Below are 14,274 nucleotides of genomic sequence, written 5' to 3' on the forward strand. Positions count from 1 at the left end.
GACGAAAGGCCCCACCCACGGTGGGGCCTTTCGCACTTAACCCACCACCCCACCCACACCCAGAAACCAGCCAGCCAGGTCTGCAGAAGGCACGCTCCAAACGGACGGCTTCCAGCCGGTAAAGTCGTCAGACATGAGCAACCTCTTTTCGGACGCCGCGCCGCCACCGGTAGAGCCCGACCCAGCGCCGTCGCTGGCCTTCACCGTCACCGTCCCGGTTCCTCCGGACCACGCATTTGCGGGCTTTGTCGATAACATCCATCTCTGGTGGCCCGCGCAGAACCTCAGCGTGTACGGCGTCGGTAGCTTCTTCGACTTGGAGGGTGACGCGCTGGTCGAAACCTCCCCCGAGAACGAGGAGGCCGTCTGGGCAGCTGTCATTGACCGGGAAGAGGGACGCCGGCTCGACCTTGCCTGGCACCACCAGCTGGGGGGAGGTACCCAGACGGACCTGTCTCTCGGGTTCGACGGCCTCCCAGGCAGGGGCACACTGGTATCCCTGACGCATCGGGGCTGGTCCACGGCCCACCAGTCGGTACAGGACCGCTCCCTCTATGAGACTTTCTGGCCGACGGCGCTCGAGAAGTTCCAGCGCTTTATGGGCGGAACCCAGTGACCCCCGAACTGATCGCCGAGCTGAGCGCTTTCCTCCCGCACGGGGCGGTGTTGACCGCCGAGTCCGCAGTTGAATCCTATGCGCGGGACCAGGGCCCGGTCCTTAGTCTTCAGTCTCCCGCCGCCGTGGTCTGGGCACAGACGGTCGACGAGGTGCAACAGGTCATGCGGTGGGCATACGCTCACCGGATCCCGGTGGTCCCCCGGGGTGCCGGCACGGGAGTCTCAGGCGGCGCGCACGCCACGGAGGGGTGCATCGTGTTGAACCTGGACCGGATGAACCGCATCACCGCGATGAACCCGCTGGACGAGACCGCCGTCGTCGAACCCGGGGTGATCAACGCCGACCTCAACGCTGCTGCGGCCGAACACGGACTGATGTACGCGCCGGATCCCGCCAGTTACCGCATCTCCACGATTGGTGGGAACGTGGCGACCAACGCGGGCGGACTACGGTGCGCCAAGTATGGGGTGACCCGGGATTCGATTCTGGCCCTGGATGTGGTCCTCGCCGACGGGACGCTGATCCGGACCGGTGTGCAGACCTTCAAGGGCGTCGCCGGGTACGATCTGACCTCACTATTCGTCGGATCGGAAGGCACGCTGGGGATCGTCGTTGGCATCACCGTACGGCTACGCTACCTCCCCCACAGCGAACAGACCCTTGCCGCCTTTTTCCCCGATATCCAGACCGCAGCCGCAGGGGTACTGGCGGTGGGGGAGGCCCGCGTCCAACCGGCGATCATGGAGTTGCTGGACGGCATGACCCTGACCGCCCTGGATGGCGCACACGGGTCCAACCTGCGCGAGCGTGGTGGTGCCCTGTTGCTGATTCAGACTGACGGGTTCGGTGCTGAGGCGGAGGCCGCCGTCGTCCGCGTGGTGCTGACGGCGCTCGGGGGCACTGTGAGTTCGCAGGACGTCGGTGAAGCGGCACGCCTGATTGATCTTCGTCGGCACAGCCGTGGGGACGAGGTCGACGACGAATTCCGGGTCGGCGAGGACGTCGCCGTGCCACGGTCCCAGCTGGTGCACTACATTGCGCAACTTGAGCGGGTGGCCGCCGAGCATTCGGTCCTTCTGAAAGTGGTCGCCCACGCCGGGGACGGTAACTTGCATCCGACCTTCTGGGTGTCGGCGGCCGAGGGCCCGGCAGGTGTGGAACGGCTCGACCTGGCACTCGACGAGTCGGTGCGCCTGGCACTGGGCTTGGGCGGAACCATCACCGGGGAACACGGGGTGGGCCAATACAAGCTGAGGTGGCTCCCCTGGGAGCAGACAGAGGAAGTCCTGGGCCTCCAGCGCCAGATCAAGAAAGTCTTCGATCCGCGGGGCATCCTGAACCCCGGGAAGGCCATTACCGTCGAGGCGTAGCCTCCCATGGATAGAATGAAAGCTATCGCTGCCAGCTGGCAGCACCATGAACATGAATGGGGATTCAACGTGTCTGACAACTATCCGGGCAATCAGCCCAACCAGCAGGGCAGCGGCCAGGGCGAGGATCCCTCCAAGTACCCGGCTGGCCAGCAGTGGCAGCAGCCCGCACCGGGCAGTCAGCCCACCCCCTACGGGCAGCAGGGACAGTCCAGCCAGTCTCCGTACGGGCAGCAGGGCGGGTATGGGCAGAGCCCTTATGGAACCGGCCCTGGTGGATACGGGCAGCCAACCGAGAATCCCGGCAAGACCCTTGGCATTGTGGGCATGATCTGCGCCATCATCTGGCCCATCTCCATTGTCGGCCTGATCATCAGCATCGTGGCTATGGTGAAGTCACGCAGAGCCAGGATGGGCAACGGCTTCGCCCTCGCTGGCATCATCATCGGCGCAATCGGTGTGATCACCGGGATACTCACCGTGATTGTCCTCGTCGCAGGGGTCAACCTCATCACTGAAGTCTGTGGGGATCTGGGCCCCGGCGTGCACCAGTACGAAGGCACCGAGATCACCTGCCCGTAACCTCTCACCCTGTTACACCACTGGGCGCGCCCGGAGCTGGGCGGGACGAGCCGGTATCGGCCCTCCCCATCACAGTTCCGGGTGCGTTCCCCGTTTAAGGCACAGGCTTCGGTAGTCGCCGGCTAAGGCGAGTCGCGTGCGCCGCCGTCGAGGATGTCGATCGACTTCGTGTCGGCGGTGAGCATGATGGCGGCTTCATCCCGGCGGTGTACCAGGATGGAGTCGAGGTAGGACTGGACGGCCTCAGCCAATGGCACGTTGCGGTCCTGCTTCTCGGACATGTACCAGCGGTGCTCAAGAACCTCGTGGACCACCTCGGCTGGTTCCAGCTTGCGGCCCAGCTCGCGGGGGACAGCACGCACAATCGGTTCGAATACCTGACTGACCCAGAGATGTGCGCTGAGCTCCTCGTCGACGTCGGGGTTGTTGTCCGCGCGGTAGGCGTCCATGTCGTTGAGCAGGCGCCTGGCCTGGTTCTCCTGCGCATCGAGCCCGGTCAGCCGCAGGAGCCGCCGGCTATGGTGACCGGCATCGACAACCTTGGGCTGCAGCTGGATCTGGGAGCTGTTGGCCTCCGTCTGGATGGCGTACTCTTCCACGTCGAACCCCAGCTCGTTGAGCCGGCGAATCCTGGCGTTGACGCGCCACCGGTCGTTGAGGTCGAAGGATTCCTGGTCTGTCAGCTCGGCCCAGAGACGGCGGTAGCTGTCCATGATGAGCTCGCTGGTGGCCAGGGGATCCACTTTCTCTTCGATCAGGCCACCCTCGGCGAGGTCCATCAGCTCGCCGGCGATGTTCACGCGGGCGATCTCAAGGTCATACTCCCGCTGGCCGGAGGACAGCTCTGGATACAACTCGCCCGTCTCGGCGTCGACCAGGTAGGCAGCAAAGGCTCCAGCATCACGGCGGAACAGGGTGTTCGACAGGGAAACGTCGCCCCAGTAGAACCCGATGAGGTGCAGCCTGACGAGCAGCAGCGCCTGGGCATCGATCAGCCGGGTCAGGGTTTCCCGCCGCAGCGTCTGGGAAAACAGGGCGCGGTAGGGCATCGAGAATTTCAGGTGCCGGGTGACGAGCACCGGATCGAGGTCGGAACCGTCCAGGGCCTTCCGACCGGTGATCACGGCGACCGGCTCCACGCTGGGCACATCGAGTCTGCGGAGCTTCCGCAGCATGTGGTACTCATGCCGGGCCACGTGTTCGCTGGTTTCCTTGATGGCAATGACCGACCCGCCGAGGTGGGCAAACCGCACAATGTGCCGTGAAATACCGCGGGGCAGCGCGGCGAGATACTGGGCTGGCCAGTCTTCCAATCCGATATGCCAGGGCAGGTCCAGCAGCTCGGGGTCGGTGGCGGCAGCCGTGATGTTCAGGGATCCCAGCGTGCCCGGATCCGAGCCGCCCCTGGTGCGTGGCAATTTGCCGGGCTGGTCCCAGTCGGTTGGCTCGTCGTGCCACTCGGCGTCTGGCGAATCGTTCATGTGTTGCCCTTTTTTGTAACTGTTTACTACTTAACGAAATGCGGTGCTTAACGAAGTACGGTGGCCCCTGAATTGAAAGTCAATCCAAAGACCACCGTACTCGGGTCAGTTCCGCTCGGACAGCGGGGCTAGCTTAGACGTGGTCAGCCAGCCGCAGTCCGTCCTTCATGTCGAAGAGGTGCACGTGGCCCTTTTCGGGGGTGACGTAGATGGTGTCACCCTTCATTGGTGGGCGTCGGCCGTCGACGCGTGCCACGATGACCTGCTCTTCCCCGTTGAGGGTGGTGTGGCCGTAGACGTAGGCGTCAGCGCCGAGTTCCTCGACAACGTCGACCTCAACCTGCAGGCCCTGGCCATCTGGTGCGATCTGGAGGTCTTCGGGACGGACACCCAGGGTCACGGTGCCGCCGTGTGCTGCATCGAGCACCTCGTGGGCAACCGGGTAGGTGATGCCACCGAACTTTACGCCGCCGTCGGTGACGGGGAGTTCCAGCAGGTTCATGGCGGGGGAGCCGATGAAGCCTGCGACGAAGACATTGACGGGGCGTTCGTACAGGTTGCGCGGAGTGTCGACCTGCTGGAGGACGCCATCCTTGAGAACCGCCACGCGATCGCCCATGGTCATTGCCTCAACCTGGTCGTGCGTCACGTAGACAGTGGTGACACCCAGGCGGCGGGTCAGCGACGCGATCTGGGTGCGGGTCTGCACGCGCAGCTTCGCATCGAGGTTGGAGAGAGGCTCATCCATGAGGAACACCTGTGGGTTACGCACGATCGCGCGTCCCATCGCAACACGCTGCCGCTGGCCGCCGGAGAGGGCCTTGGGCTTGCGGTCGAGGTACGGCTCAAGGTCGAGCAGCTTCGCTGCGTCGCGAACGCGCTCGGCGCGCTCTTCCTTGGACACGCCAGCGATTTTCAGCGCAAATCCCATGTTGTCGGCTACCGACATGTGGGGGTAAAGCGCGTAGTTCTGGAACACCATCGCGATGTCGCGGTCCTTGGGCGGAACATCGGTGACGTCGCGGTCACCAATGAGGATACGGCCCGAGTTCACATCTTCGAGTCCGGCGAGCATCCGCAGCGACGTGGACTTGCCACAGCCGGAGGGTCCCACGAGAACGAGGAATTCGCCATCAGCGATCTGAATGTCGAGCTTGTCAACCGCGGGCTTCTCTGTCCCGGGGTACAGGCGTGTTGCCTGGTCAAACGTCACCGTTGCCATTTGTTTTTCCTTTTCACGGGCAGGTACGTGCCCGACGATCCGTTGTGAATGGAGAGTATTCAGTTATCTGTGTCGCCCTGGCCGTACTTCATCGAGACGGCAGGTGGTGTGCGTCACAGATTCCGAGTATGGCAGATAAATCAGGATTGCGCACTGGTGCGGCGTAGCTCGAGAAGCCGCTCCAGCACCAGCACCAATTCCTCGGGCGAGTGGATGCGGTGGCTAGCCTGGGTCTCCCCGTCCCCAATCTTGATGCCGAGGTCCTGGGCTTCGAGCGCGGCGAAGGCGTGTTCATCAGTGACGTCGTCGCCGGCGAACAACACTGCCGTGGCGCCAGTGTACTTCCGCAGCGATCTGATGCCCTGGCCCTTGTCGGCGCTGATGACCGAGGTTTCCAGGACGCGCTTGCCGTCGGTGATGTGGGCGCCCTCCAGCTGGTCCAATGCGGCGCGGGCCGCGTCGGTCGCGGCTGCCGCGACGTCGTCGTCGGCGGTTCTGGTGTGCAGAACGACGCCGGCAGGCTTGGATTCGAGCATCGTTCCGTGGTGGGAGTCCACCACGCGCTGGACAGCGGCAGTGGCCCGGCGAAGCAGGTCGGTCTGCTGGTCGGTCAGCGTCAGCGGGGCGCCATCGGGTCCGGTCCAGGTCTCGGCGCCGTGGCTACCGATGAGCAGCGTTTCCGGGTCGGGGGTCGCGACCGAGCGGAGGCTGTCGAGCGCCCGCCCGGAGACGAGCGCCGTCGTCGTCTCCGGGAGCTGTCCGAGCGCGGACAGCGCGCTGGCCGACCCGGGAAGCGGCCGGGCGTCAACGGCAAGGGGGACGAGCGGTGACATGGTGCCGTCAAAGTCCAGGGCAATCAGCAGATGGTCGGCCTTCGCGATTGATGCCAGCGCGGTCAGTAATGCGGGACTCAGGCTCTCAGGCATGCGGTGTCTCCTGGGGGTTCTCGTGATTACCCTCCTGCAGGGCGGCAAGGAAGGCCTTGGACCATCGTTCGACGTCGTTCTGCAACACCTGGCGGCGCATGATCCGCATCCGGCGGGTCGATTCGGCAGGGCTCATGTTCACCGCGGTGACGATGGCGGCTTTGAGCCCGTCGATGTCGTGCGGGTTGATCAGGACCGCCTGGCGAAGGGTGTCGGCTGCGCCGGCAAATTCGCTCAGCACCAGTGCACCGCTGTTGCCGGTGCGGGCTGCCACGTACTCTTTGGCCACCAGGTTCATGCCGTCCCGCAGGGCAGTGATCAGCATGACGTCGGCCGCCAGATACAGGGCAACCATTTCCTCCACCGGGTAGCTGTGGTGCAGGTAGCGGATGGCGGTGTTCTTGATGGTGTCGTAGGTGCCGTTGATCCGGCCGACGGCTCCCTCGATTTCCTCCCGCAGTAACCGGTACTGCTCCACCCGTTCGCGGCTGGGGCTGGCCACCTGGATCAGTGCGGCGTCCTCCACCTTGACGTGCCCATCGGCGAGGAGCTCTTCGTAGGCCTTGAGGCGGTGGCCGATCCCCTTGGTGTAGTCCAGCCGGTCCACCCCGAGGAGGATGTGCTTCGGGTTGCCGAGCTCGCGGCGGATCTCCTTGGACCGTTCGATGATGTCTTCGCGGTTGGCGAGCGTGATGATCTGGTCAACGTCGATCGAGATCGGGAACGCTTCGGCCCGCGAGGTGTAGGTGGGGCCGCCTTCTTCCAGTTCAACCTGAACCTGCTGCTGCCGGACCGTGTGGCCGACGAAGCGGCGGACGCAGCGGAGGAAGTTGCTGGCATCGCTGGGACGCTGGAACCCGATCAGGTCGGCGCCGAGGAGACCCTCGATCACCTGGCGGCGCCAGGGCAGCTGGGCGAAGATCTCCAGCGGAGGAAACGGGATGTGGTTGAAGAAGCCGATTTTCAGGTCGGGGCGGGCCGCGCGCAGCATCTTGGGGACCAACTGCATCTGGTAGTCCTGGACCCAGACGGTGGCGCCCTCGGCGGCGACCGCCGCGGTGGCTTCGGCGAAGCGTTCGTTGACCCTGCGGTAGGAGTCCCACCAGTGGCGGTGAAACTCCGGTGGGGCAATCACGTCGTGGTAGAGCGGCCACAGGGTGGCGTTGGAGAAACCCTCGTAGTAGAACTCCACCTCGTCGGCGGTGAGGTGGACGGGGACGAGTCGCATGTTGTCGTGGTCGAACGCGTCGAGGGTTTCATCGGGTGCGCCGTGCCAGCCCACCCATGCGCCGTCGGCCTTGGACATGACGGGTGCCAGGGCGGTGACCAGGCCGCCGGGGGAGCGGCGCCAGGAACTGCTGCCGTTGGTGTCCACCCGGTCGACGGGCAACCGGTTGGACACGACAATGAACTCGAATTCGCCGTAGGCGGTGGTGTTATCGGACGGGGGTGTAGCTGAAGGCACGCTGACTCCTGCACATAGTAGGCCTACTTAGTACTTTACCGTTTGGGCGGCGTCGGCTGGTCAGTCGCCGGCGGCAGGGGATGGCTCGCTAAGCTTGAGACTACGCGTACCCAACGATGACGAGGACTGATGACGCCCAGCTCTAGCCATAAACCGTCCAAATCGCAGCGCTCGGCGCAGGCCCGCGAGCAGGCGCGGCTGCTTCGTGAGGCCCAGGAACGCCAGGAGAGGCGCAAGGGGCTCCTGATCCGGTGGGGCGTAGTGGCGGCTGTGGTGGCCATCCTGGTGGTGGCGGGGCTGATTGTCACGAACACCCTTCGCGGGCAGGTCCCCGACGCCGGTCCGGCGCCGTCCGGCGGCAACGAGTATGGCGGGATTGTGCTTTCGTCGAGCACCGAGATGGAATCCTTCGAGACGGGTGACGTCGATCTGGCCACCCTCCCTTCCGATCCGCGGCCTGCCGGGGAACTGCCCCCGGGCATTGCCGCTTCGGGCGACGGGGAACCGGTGCAGGTGGTGTCCTACGTGGATGTGAACTGCGTGTTCTGCGCGGAGTTTGAGAGCACCCACGCCGAGCAGATCAGGACCTGGCTCGACGCCGGGGAGATCACGATGGAACACCGCAACGTGGCGTACCTGGACCGCAACTCCTCTACTGATTACTCCTCCCGGGGCGCGAATGCCCTGGCCTGCGTAGCCGAGGAATCCCCCGAGGCGTACTTCGACTACTCCACGGGGTTGTTCGCCAACTATGAGAACGGCGAGCTCGACGACGCCGGGCTGGCGAGTCTCGCCTCAACGGTGGGTGCAGCGGACATCTCCACCTGCCTATCCGAGGGCACGTTCCGGCCCTGGGTCAACTTCACCACCGAAGCGGCTGAGCTGGATGGCATCACCGGGACACCGACCATCTATGTGGATGGCGAGGCAGTACCCGAAGCCATCGACAACTTTGCGGAGTTCACCCAGGAGAAGATCGACGCCAAGGGCTAGTTTTCGCTGACGCTCCGGCTGGGCTAATCTTGACTGTGCGCAATCGATCGGTTTGATGACGACGACGGCGCCAGCTGGCCTTGCCAGTTCGCCTCCTTAGCTCAGTTGGCCAGAGCACCTGTCTTGTAAACAGGGGGTCGCCGGTTCGAATCCGGCAGGAGGCTCCACCAACCCCTTCTGACTAGGCAATACGCCTACCAGGAGGGGTTTTCTATGACCAGCAAACCGTTGAACCGACGTTTATCGGACGTTTTAGCGGCATTGCCACCGGTGAGCTCTTTCCAGGCCGCCGCACACATGGTGCTCATGGAAGAACATAATGAGCAGTCTGAAGCAGTGCCCGTGAAGGTACTCACCCGCGCTGAAGTCGCCCGGATCCTCGGAATCGCTCCGAAAACCCTCGCTAATTGGTACTCGTCGGGCCTCGGTCCTCCGGTCGTCAAGCTACATGGCCTCGTCAGGTATGACGAGGCCGACTTCATCACCTGGTACCAGACGATGAAGGCGGTTGCCTGGTGGGCCGCGCGCGTTTACGGCCGGGCGAGATCGGAGTCCCAGGCGCCAAACAGATCAATAAGGACCGGTGGGACGCCTGTGCGCGTTTCGGAGCTTCGGACGGCCGGCCGGTCCGGATTGAGCGCACCGGCCGCACCAAGGCGATCGCTATCCGGGCAGTCCAAGAGGCCGCTGCCGCACGGGTGGAGGGGTGGCGGTTAGACGGTGAAGCCGCCGCCGAGAACGCCGTGCCGACAGTTGGGCAGCTCGCCGAGGATTGGTTCAGGAGCATTGAACCTCCCAAGGTCGAGGTGAACCAGAGCGGTAATGCCGTCGAAGCGAGCTTCGATACATCTGTGCGGCGACAGACGTTCGATCAGTACCAGAGCACCTACCGGAACCATATAGAGGCTGAGCTCGGACAATTGAAAGTGTCCGATGTCGGAGTCAAAGTCGGCAGAAGTGTTGTCCTACAACCCAGTTCGAAATATCAAGCCGCTACCAAAGAGAAAAGTGAAACCAAAGGCGCTGAACGAACCTTCACTCGGCGAGGTGCGGTCGGCTGTGCGGTCATGGCGAAACCAGCCGGGCACTTTTGTGCCCCCGAATGACGGAACGCTTGCAGACATCGTCGACGTCATGTTGGCAACCGGCACACGGATTGGAGAAGTTCTAGCCTTACGCTGGAATGACGTTGATTTGGTGAGCTCAGTTCCCACGGTGTCCATTACCGGCACACTTATTGAACCCCGTCATGGACCTAAGTATCGGCAGCCGGTACCGAAGTCCGAGGGAAGCATCCGGAAAATCCCTCTACCCCAGTTCGCTGTCAGTGTCCTGCTTCGGCGGCGAGCTTGTTCGCCGCCGAAGAACACCGTAGATGCCGTCTTCTGGTCCCAGAACGGAACTTTCATGCAACCGTCGTCTGTTCGACGATCTTTGCGTAGTGCATTGAACGCCGCAGGTGTTGAGTTCGATTTCAAGGTAACTCCGCACACGTTCAGAAAGACCGTAGCTACTTTGCTCGCGCGGGAAGCTGGCAAGGGTGCCGCACGTTCTGTAATCGGCCACTCCAAGGAAGAGACCACCGACCAGTACTACATCGAACCCGTCACCCAAGTGGAAGACCATAGGGAGCTAATCGAGGGCGCCTTCGGTCAACGGCCGGACAGGGACTGAACCGTTCTACAAAGGAATTCAGTCTCCCAAGGCTGGCTGAAAGTCGGGCAGGGACCCTCAGCGGCCGAGTTGGCAGCCAACGCTAGATACCGGCACTGACATCGTCGGTTCCGCACTCGCTTGACCGCCGTCTCCCTTGCCCAAGGTGACACTAGCTACCCCGCTGTCATTCGCCCCCAAATGAACTCCCTAGGGGGGTAACCATGGGACGGAAGCAGCTTGTGGAAAGCTCGAAATTGGTGTCACACTCTTGCGAAGCTGATGCTCAGCAGGCGGGCGAGGCAGCAGACTTTTAGAACACCGGGCGAGTTGACCGAGGCTGCTTCTGCCTGCATGCTCAACTGGTGAATCCCGAAGAGAAACGCATCGCCCTGTTCATCGATGCTAACAACGCACCAGCTTCCAAAATTGATCTGGTCCTTGCCGAAGTGGCCCGTCATGGGGTTGCCAATGTACGTCGAGCATATGGCGATTGGAAAAGCCCTCGTCTACAGCATTGGGAGTCCGCCCTCCACCCGTATGCGATACGACCGATGCAGCAGTTTGCATACAGCACTGGCAAGAATGCCGCTGATATGGCAATGGTGATCGACGCCATGGATTTGCTCAATGGAGGCTCGATCGATGCCTTCGCCCTCGTTTCCAGCGACGCGGACTTCACTCCGCTGGTCATGCGAATATTGGCGAACGGTCAAAAGGTGTACGGGTTCGGGGAGAGGAAGACTCCGGAGCCCTTTGTCAACGCTTGTTCCCTATTCACCTACGTTGAAGGATTGGGGCAGGCGCCCAATAGCTCTAACACTTCGGTGGAACAACGCGCTGACTCGAGGAAACTGCGTGGTAATACCCGTCTCGTGCTCCTGATACGTAACGCTGTCGAAGCTGCAAGCGATGATGACGGCTGGGCGAACTTATCTGCGGTGGGAAGCCAAATAGGCAACCAAGCGTCGCTGGACTCCCGCAATTACGGCTATCAAAAGTTGAGCGAACTCATAGATGCCATCGGGCTGTTCGATCTAAAAAGAGATAACCAGATAGTCCATGTTCGGGACAAGCGCGCCATAGCACGAGACGCCCCGGGGTAAGGGTCATCCCCGCCTGCGCGAAGTCACGCCAGTGGTGTAATCCGAGTACGACTAAGCTCAGCCGCTGAGCTGCCGCTGAGCTGCCGCTGAGCTGCCGCTGAGCTGCCGCTGAGCTGCCGCGAAACGCGGGAAATGAGCGTGCACCGCGAGCTCAACGCCGAGTACCTCACCGGGGCACCAAGGTTCGAGACTGAGCTGGGAGCCCTCCCACACTAGGAACTGTTCAGGCAGGCAGATGAACCGGGTCAACCTGACGGGCCGCGGTGGAACGCCTGCGTCAGGACAGTAGAAGACCTGTCGACGTCGAGGATAAGCGGCATGTGGTCGCTGTGGGCGAGCCAGGCCTCGTGCCTGCCGATCTCCAAATTCGCTGTCATATCAGCGCTGAGGAAGGCGTAATCGATGTGGTGCGGCTTCTCGGGGTTGCGGCTGCCGAAGAACGTCGGGTGCCGCTCGCTACCCTGCGCCACGTTTTCCTGGCGGTGGTAAACGCTGTGAAGACCCAGCTGCTCGAGCTTATCGACCAGCATTGAATGGTTCCGTCCCGGGTGCATCTTGTCCCAGAGCGTGCTGCTGTTGAAGTCACCGATGAGCAGGGACTGCGGGTGTCGCAGGAACTCGGCCTGCCGGTTGACGATCTCGTGGGTGACCCGCACATAGCGGAGGTCCCGGGTGCGGACGTGTGCCCATAGGGCGATGATGTTCATGCCGTCCACGCTGAACGGGATATGCCATGGCAGGAGCTGCCCAGCTTCGTACTCCAAGTAGGTGCGGTCGGTGAAGCCGAGAACGCCCAGGCCCTTGTTCGGGTTAGACCCCACCCACGTCTTGAACGGCGCGTCAGAGTCCGTGATGGCCCTCAGCGAAACTTCCGCCAGAGCGGCTATGTCGGGCCGCAATGCCTCGATCAGATGCCGTTTCTTGGTGTAGCCCATCGCACAGTTCCACGACACGATCCGCATCGTCAGGCTACAGCGGGGCCGAGGGCAGCGGCCTGAAGGCGGAGAAAGTGCTCCGGATACATGGCGGCGAGGCCCCTTACCTTTGGGTGGTGGGCGCTGTTGTGCCAGAGGTAGCAGACCGTTCGCATCCGGCCGCCGAGGTTCATCTCGAAAATACTCTGTGCCGGGTCAACTCGGCCGGTCGTCTTATCATCCCGTCCGAAGCGCGGGTAGCGGTTCGCTACCTCAGGGTAGGCACGCAGTAAGCGGTCGCGCGCCTGGCGGCCGACCACGATGATCAGGTTCGCCGGCGTCGCCGAGAGGACCCGGTCCATGTGCATGGAGCTGCAACGGTCGGCAGCCTCCTTGACGCCGTCCTCACTGCCGGACTTGCAGTGGACGATCTCGGTCATGGCCACGTTCTCGTACCAGGGCAGGTCGGTCCCGACCAGCGCTTCAGTCTGGGCCCTGACCCATTTCCAGTAGCCTTCTGGGCGACCCCGGGAAAAACCGTCGACTTTCAGATGCCGAAGCTCCTGGTTCACCCAGTCGTGCTCGCTGTCGAAGCGGTTCAGCATGAAGTCGGCGATGTCCGGATCTTCCCATTCCGCGTTCGGATACTTTTCCGCCAGATGCTTGCCCGCCATCCCAGCGCTAATAGCTGGATTCGACGACAGGAAGACCACCTTGGCGGTCTCCAGCTTGCCTGCCCACGCCTCGGGAACCTGGAACGGTCCCTCGTACTGATCCTGGGAGTGCACCACCTTGTGGCACGGGTGTGTTGGGTCCGCAGCGGCCAGTGGTACTTCCGGGCAGCGGGCAATGCTCAGTGCGAGTTCCTCGAGATGTACTGGCATGTGGTTTCCCCCCGAGTTCGAATGGCGATTGAGTGTGAGCCTGCTGCTTCGACGGCGCCTCAATGCGCACCTTGCACTGCATGTGAGGCGCGGGAGCGAGCATGCGATGGGCTCAACTGGCTTTTCACGAATGAAAGGAAGTTACTGAGACCCGCGCGCTGCGAAAGGCGCTTCGTCAGGTGGCCCCGCTGCCGGCGCTGCCGGCTTACCTCGATCTCTGGATGGCGCGCCTCGACCCAGTCGGCCATCCGATTGCCGCGTCGCTCAATAAACTTCAGCGAGGCTTCCTGTCACGCCATGTACTCGTCTCGCGTTGCCGGCGTCCCGGGGCGCTGGAAATCCTCGAGGGGCAGGAAGAAGTCGATGCCGTCTGGAGTCATGAGGTCTTGTCGGTGAAAGAACTCCTCGAACTGCTTGAATGTACCGAAAAGTTGGAAGAGGTCTGCGTAGGCGATGGTGACATCTGCGAGGGGGTTCCATGTCTCCGTGCCGCTGCGCGCCAGGAGGTCGAGTGTCGATCAGCCAGCGGGAAGAGCTTCGCTGTAGTGGAGAGTGGTCATCAGTCCGTGTGACTGGTCGATGACCTGGATCCATTCGAGACCACGTTCCTTCGCATTGACTAGCTTGAACAACGCGTGCGCGGCGTCATCGGCTAGACGATCCGCTTCCTCCTCCGTTCCTGATGTCTGAAGCAGGACGACGAGATCACCTTCCCCTGGTGATTCCATGTCCGAAAGAAAGCAGGGCCATCCGACCTGGGTGGCCCTGCAAGTCTGACTCCACGAGTCGATGCCGAAAGAGTCCAGAGCTGCCTGGTTGATCTCGGCTGCAAAGGCCTCCCGTTCAGGCGCATCCGGCCCGGTCGGGGGCTGTGTTGTGCTTTGCTCTGCGGGGCTGGACTCGCCTGCTGCCGAGTCGTCACGGCCACCGCCGAGCGAGCTAATGACCCCACTAAATACGAGGGCACCGGCGATCGCGAGCCAGATTCTATTTCTCCTTTGTTCGGGAGTTATGGACTCGTCGGTGAAGGGATTCTGCATGCGGTTGCCTTTGTCGGTG

The 14,274-nt window shown here is 62.7% G+C and carries 14 protein-coding genes, 1 tRNA gene and 1 pseudogene; 9 read left to right on the forward strand and 7 right to left on the reverse strand.

Annotation, left to right across the window (positions count from 1 at the left end; all coding sequences use genetic code 11):
- Nucleotides 1–133: 133 nt before the first annotated feature.
- Genes HMI57_RS14050 through HMI57_RS14060 form a run of 3 tightly spaced genes read left to right on the forward strand, consistent with a single transcriptional unit; the run spans nt 134 to nt 2,571 of the window.
- The gene (locus HMI57_RS14050) at nt 134–616 is read left to right on the forward strand and encodes a hypothetical protein (RefSeq protein WP_171586631.1); all 483 of its coding nucleotides are present in this window, start codon (nt 134–136) and stop codon (nt 614–616) included.
- 8 nt (nt 617–624) lie between these two features.
- Nucleotides 625–1,989, forward strand: coding sequence for an FAD-linked oxidase C-terminal domain-containing protein (locus tag HMI57_RS14055; RefSeq protein ID WP_216607522.1), 1,365 nt, complete (start codon nt 625–627; stop codon nt 1,987–1,989).
- Nucleotides 1,990–1,995: 6 nt separating this feature from the next.
- Complete coding sequence (locus tag HMI57_RS14060; protein ID WP_171586633.1) at nt 1,996–2,571, forward strand: hypothetical protein; 576 nt, start codon at nt 1,996–1,998, stop codon at nt 2,569–2,571.
- A gap of 122 nt (nt 2,572–2,693) precedes the next feature.
- Here HMI57_RS14060 and HMI57_RS14065 read toward each other — a convergent pair whose 3' ends face one another.
- The 4 genes from HMI57_RS14065 to HMI57_RS14080 form a co-directional block, all read right to left on the reverse strand.
- Nucleotides 2,694–4,052 carry a DUF4032 domain-containing protein gene (locus HMI57_RS14065; protein ID WP_171586634.1) on the reverse strand — a complete coding sequence of 453 codons (1,359 nt, stop codon included), beginning with the start codon at nt 4,050–4,052 and terminating at the stop codon, nt 2,694–2,696.
- Nucleotides 4,053–4,185: 133 nt separating this feature from the next.
- Nucleotides 4,186–5,274 carry a sn-glycerol-3-phosphate ABC transporter ATP-binding protein UgpC gene (gene ugpC / locus HMI57_RS14070; RefSeq protein WP_171586635.1) on the reverse strand — a complete coding sequence of 363 codons (1,089 nt, stop codon included), beginning with the start codon at nt 5,272–5,274 and terminating at the stop codon, nt 4,186–4,188.
- Nucleotides 5,275–5,414: 140 nt separating this feature from the next.
- Nucleotides 5,415–6,200, reverse strand: a complete 786-nt coding sequence (gene otsB / locus HMI57_RS14075) for a trehalose-phosphatase (protein ID WP_171586636.1) — start codon at nt 6,198–6,200, stop codon at nt 5,415–5,417.
- Nucleotides 6,193–7,665: a trehalose-6-phosphate synthase gene (locus tag HMI57_RS14080; protein WP_171586637.1), complete on the reverse strand. Its 1,473-nt coding sequence runs from the start codon at nt 7,663–7,665 to the stop codon at nt 6,193–6,195. Before HMI57_RS14080 ends, otsB begins: the two co-directional genes overlap by 8 nt.
- Nucleotides 7,666–7,794: 129 nt before the next feature.
- Between HMI57_RS14080 and HMI57_RS14085 the strand changes: the two genes are divergently transcribed.
- The 6 genes and pseudogenes from HMI57_RS14085 to HMI57_RS14105 all read left to right on the forward strand — a co-directional run bounded on the left by HMI57_RS14085 (nt 7,795) and on the right by HMI57_RS14105 (nt 11,417).
- Nucleotides 7,795–8,658, forward strand: coding sequence for a thioredoxin domain-containing protein (locus tag HMI57_RS14085; protein WP_171586638.1), 864 nt, complete (start codon nt 7,795–7,797; stop codon nt 8,656–8,658).
- Between the two features lie 90 nt (nt 8,659–8,748).
- A tRNA-Thr gene (locus HMI57_RS14090) sits at nt 8,749–8,825 on the forward strand.
- Between the two features lie 139 nt (nt 8,826–8,964).
- Nucleotides 8,965–9,141: pseudogene (locus HMI57_RS19595) on the forward strand (helix-turn-helix domain-containing protein); the annotation flags it as partial.
- A 32-nt stretch (nt 9,142–9,173) separates the two neighbouring features.
- Entirely contained in the window at nt 9,174–9,764 is a 591-nt protein-coding gene (locus tag HMI57_RS19600) for a hypothetical protein (protein ID WP_346655227.1), read from the forward strand.
- Nucleotides 9,765–9,792: 28 nt separating this feature from the next.
- Nucleotides 9,793–10,332: a site-specific integrase gene (locus HMI57_RS14100; RefSeq protein WP_228721134.1), complete on the forward strand. Its 540-nt coding sequence runs from the start codon at nt 9,793–9,795 to the stop codon at nt 10,330–10,332.
- Nucleotides 10,333–10,676: 344 nt separating this feature from the next.
- Nucleotides 10,677–11,417 (forward strand): NYN domain-containing protein, encoded by a 741-nt coding sequence (locus tag HMI57_RS14105; RefSeq protein ID WP_346655217.1) that lies wholly within the window; start codon nt 10,677–10,679, stop codon nt 11,415–11,417.
- A gap of 245 nt (nt 11,418–11,662) precedes the next feature.
- Here HMI57_RS14105 and HMI57_RS14110 read toward each other — a convergent pair whose 3' ends face one another.
- The 3 genes from HMI57_RS14110 to HMI57_RS14120 all read right to left on the reverse strand — a co-directional run bounded on the left by HMI57_RS14110 (nt 11,663) and on the right by HMI57_RS14120 (nt 14,255).
- Nucleotides 11,663–12,379: an endonuclease/exonuclease/phosphatase family protein gene (locus HMI57_RS14110; protein ID WP_346655218.1), complete on the reverse strand. Its 717-nt coding sequence runs from the start codon at nt 12,377–12,379 to the stop codon at nt 11,663–11,665.
- Nucleotides 12,380–12,381: 2 nt separating this feature from the next.
- Nucleotides 12,382–13,215: a hypothetical protein gene (locus tag HMI57_RS14115; protein ID WP_171586641.1), complete on the reverse strand. Its 834-nt coding sequence runs from the start codon at nt 13,213–13,215 to the stop codon at nt 12,382–12,384.
- Nucleotides 13,216–13,733: 518 nt separating this feature from the next.
- Entirely contained in the window at nt 13,734–14,255 is a 522-nt protein-coding gene (locus HMI57_RS14120) for a hypothetical protein (RefSeq protein ID WP_171586642.1), read from the reverse strand.
- Nucleotides 14,256–14,274: the final 19 nt, after the last annotated feature.

It is taken from the genome of Arthrobacter sp. 260 (assembly GCF_013116745.1).
In the GTDB taxonomy this organism is placed as follows: domain Bacteria; phylum Actinomycetota; class Actinomycetes; order Actinomycetales; family Micrococcaceae; genus Arthrobacter_D.

Excerpts from the sequence above, each read along its gene's own strand:
- HMI57_RS14050 (WP_171586631.1), top strand. The coding sequence starts at position 134 with ATGAGCAACCTCTTTTCGGACGCCGCGCCGCCACCGGTAGAGCCCGAC.
- HMI57_RS14060 (WP_171586633.1), top strand. The coding sequence starts at position 1,996 with ATGGATAGAATGAAAGCTATCGCTGCCAGCTGGCAGCACCATGAACAT.
- HMI57_RS14065 (WP_171586634.1), bottom strand. The coding sequence starts at position 4,052 with ATGAACGATTCGCCAGACGCCGAGTGGCACGACGAGCCAACCGACTGG.
- ugpC (WP_171586635.1), bottom strand. The coding sequence starts at position 5,274 with ATGGCAACGGTGACGTTTGACCAGGCAACACGCCTGTACCCCGGGACA.
- otsB (WP_171586636.1), bottom strand. The coding sequence starts at position 6,200 with ATGCCTGAGAGCCTGAGTCCCGCATTACTGACCGCGCTGGCATCAATC.
- HMI57_RS14085 (WP_171586638.1), top strand. The coding sequence starts at position 7,795 with ATGACGCCCAGCTCTAGCCATAAACCGTCCAAATCGCAGCGCTCGGCG.
- HMI57_RS14100 (WP_228721134.1), top strand. The coding sequence starts at position 9,793 with ATGTTGGCAACCGGCACACGGATTGGAGAAGTTCTAGCCTTACGCTGG.
- HMI57_RS14110 (WP_346655218.1), bottom strand. The coding sequence starts at position 12,379 with ATGCGGATCGTGTCGTGGAACTGTGCGATGGGCTACACCAAGAAACGG.
- HMI57_RS14115 (WP_171586641.1), bottom strand. The coding sequence starts at position 13,215 with ATGCCAGTACATCTCGAGGAACTCGCACTGAGCATTGCCCGCTGCCCG.
- HMI57_RS14120 (WP_171586642.1), bottom strand. The coding sequence starts at position 14,255 with ATGCAGAATCCCTTCACCGACGAGTCCATAACTCCCGAACAAAGGAGA.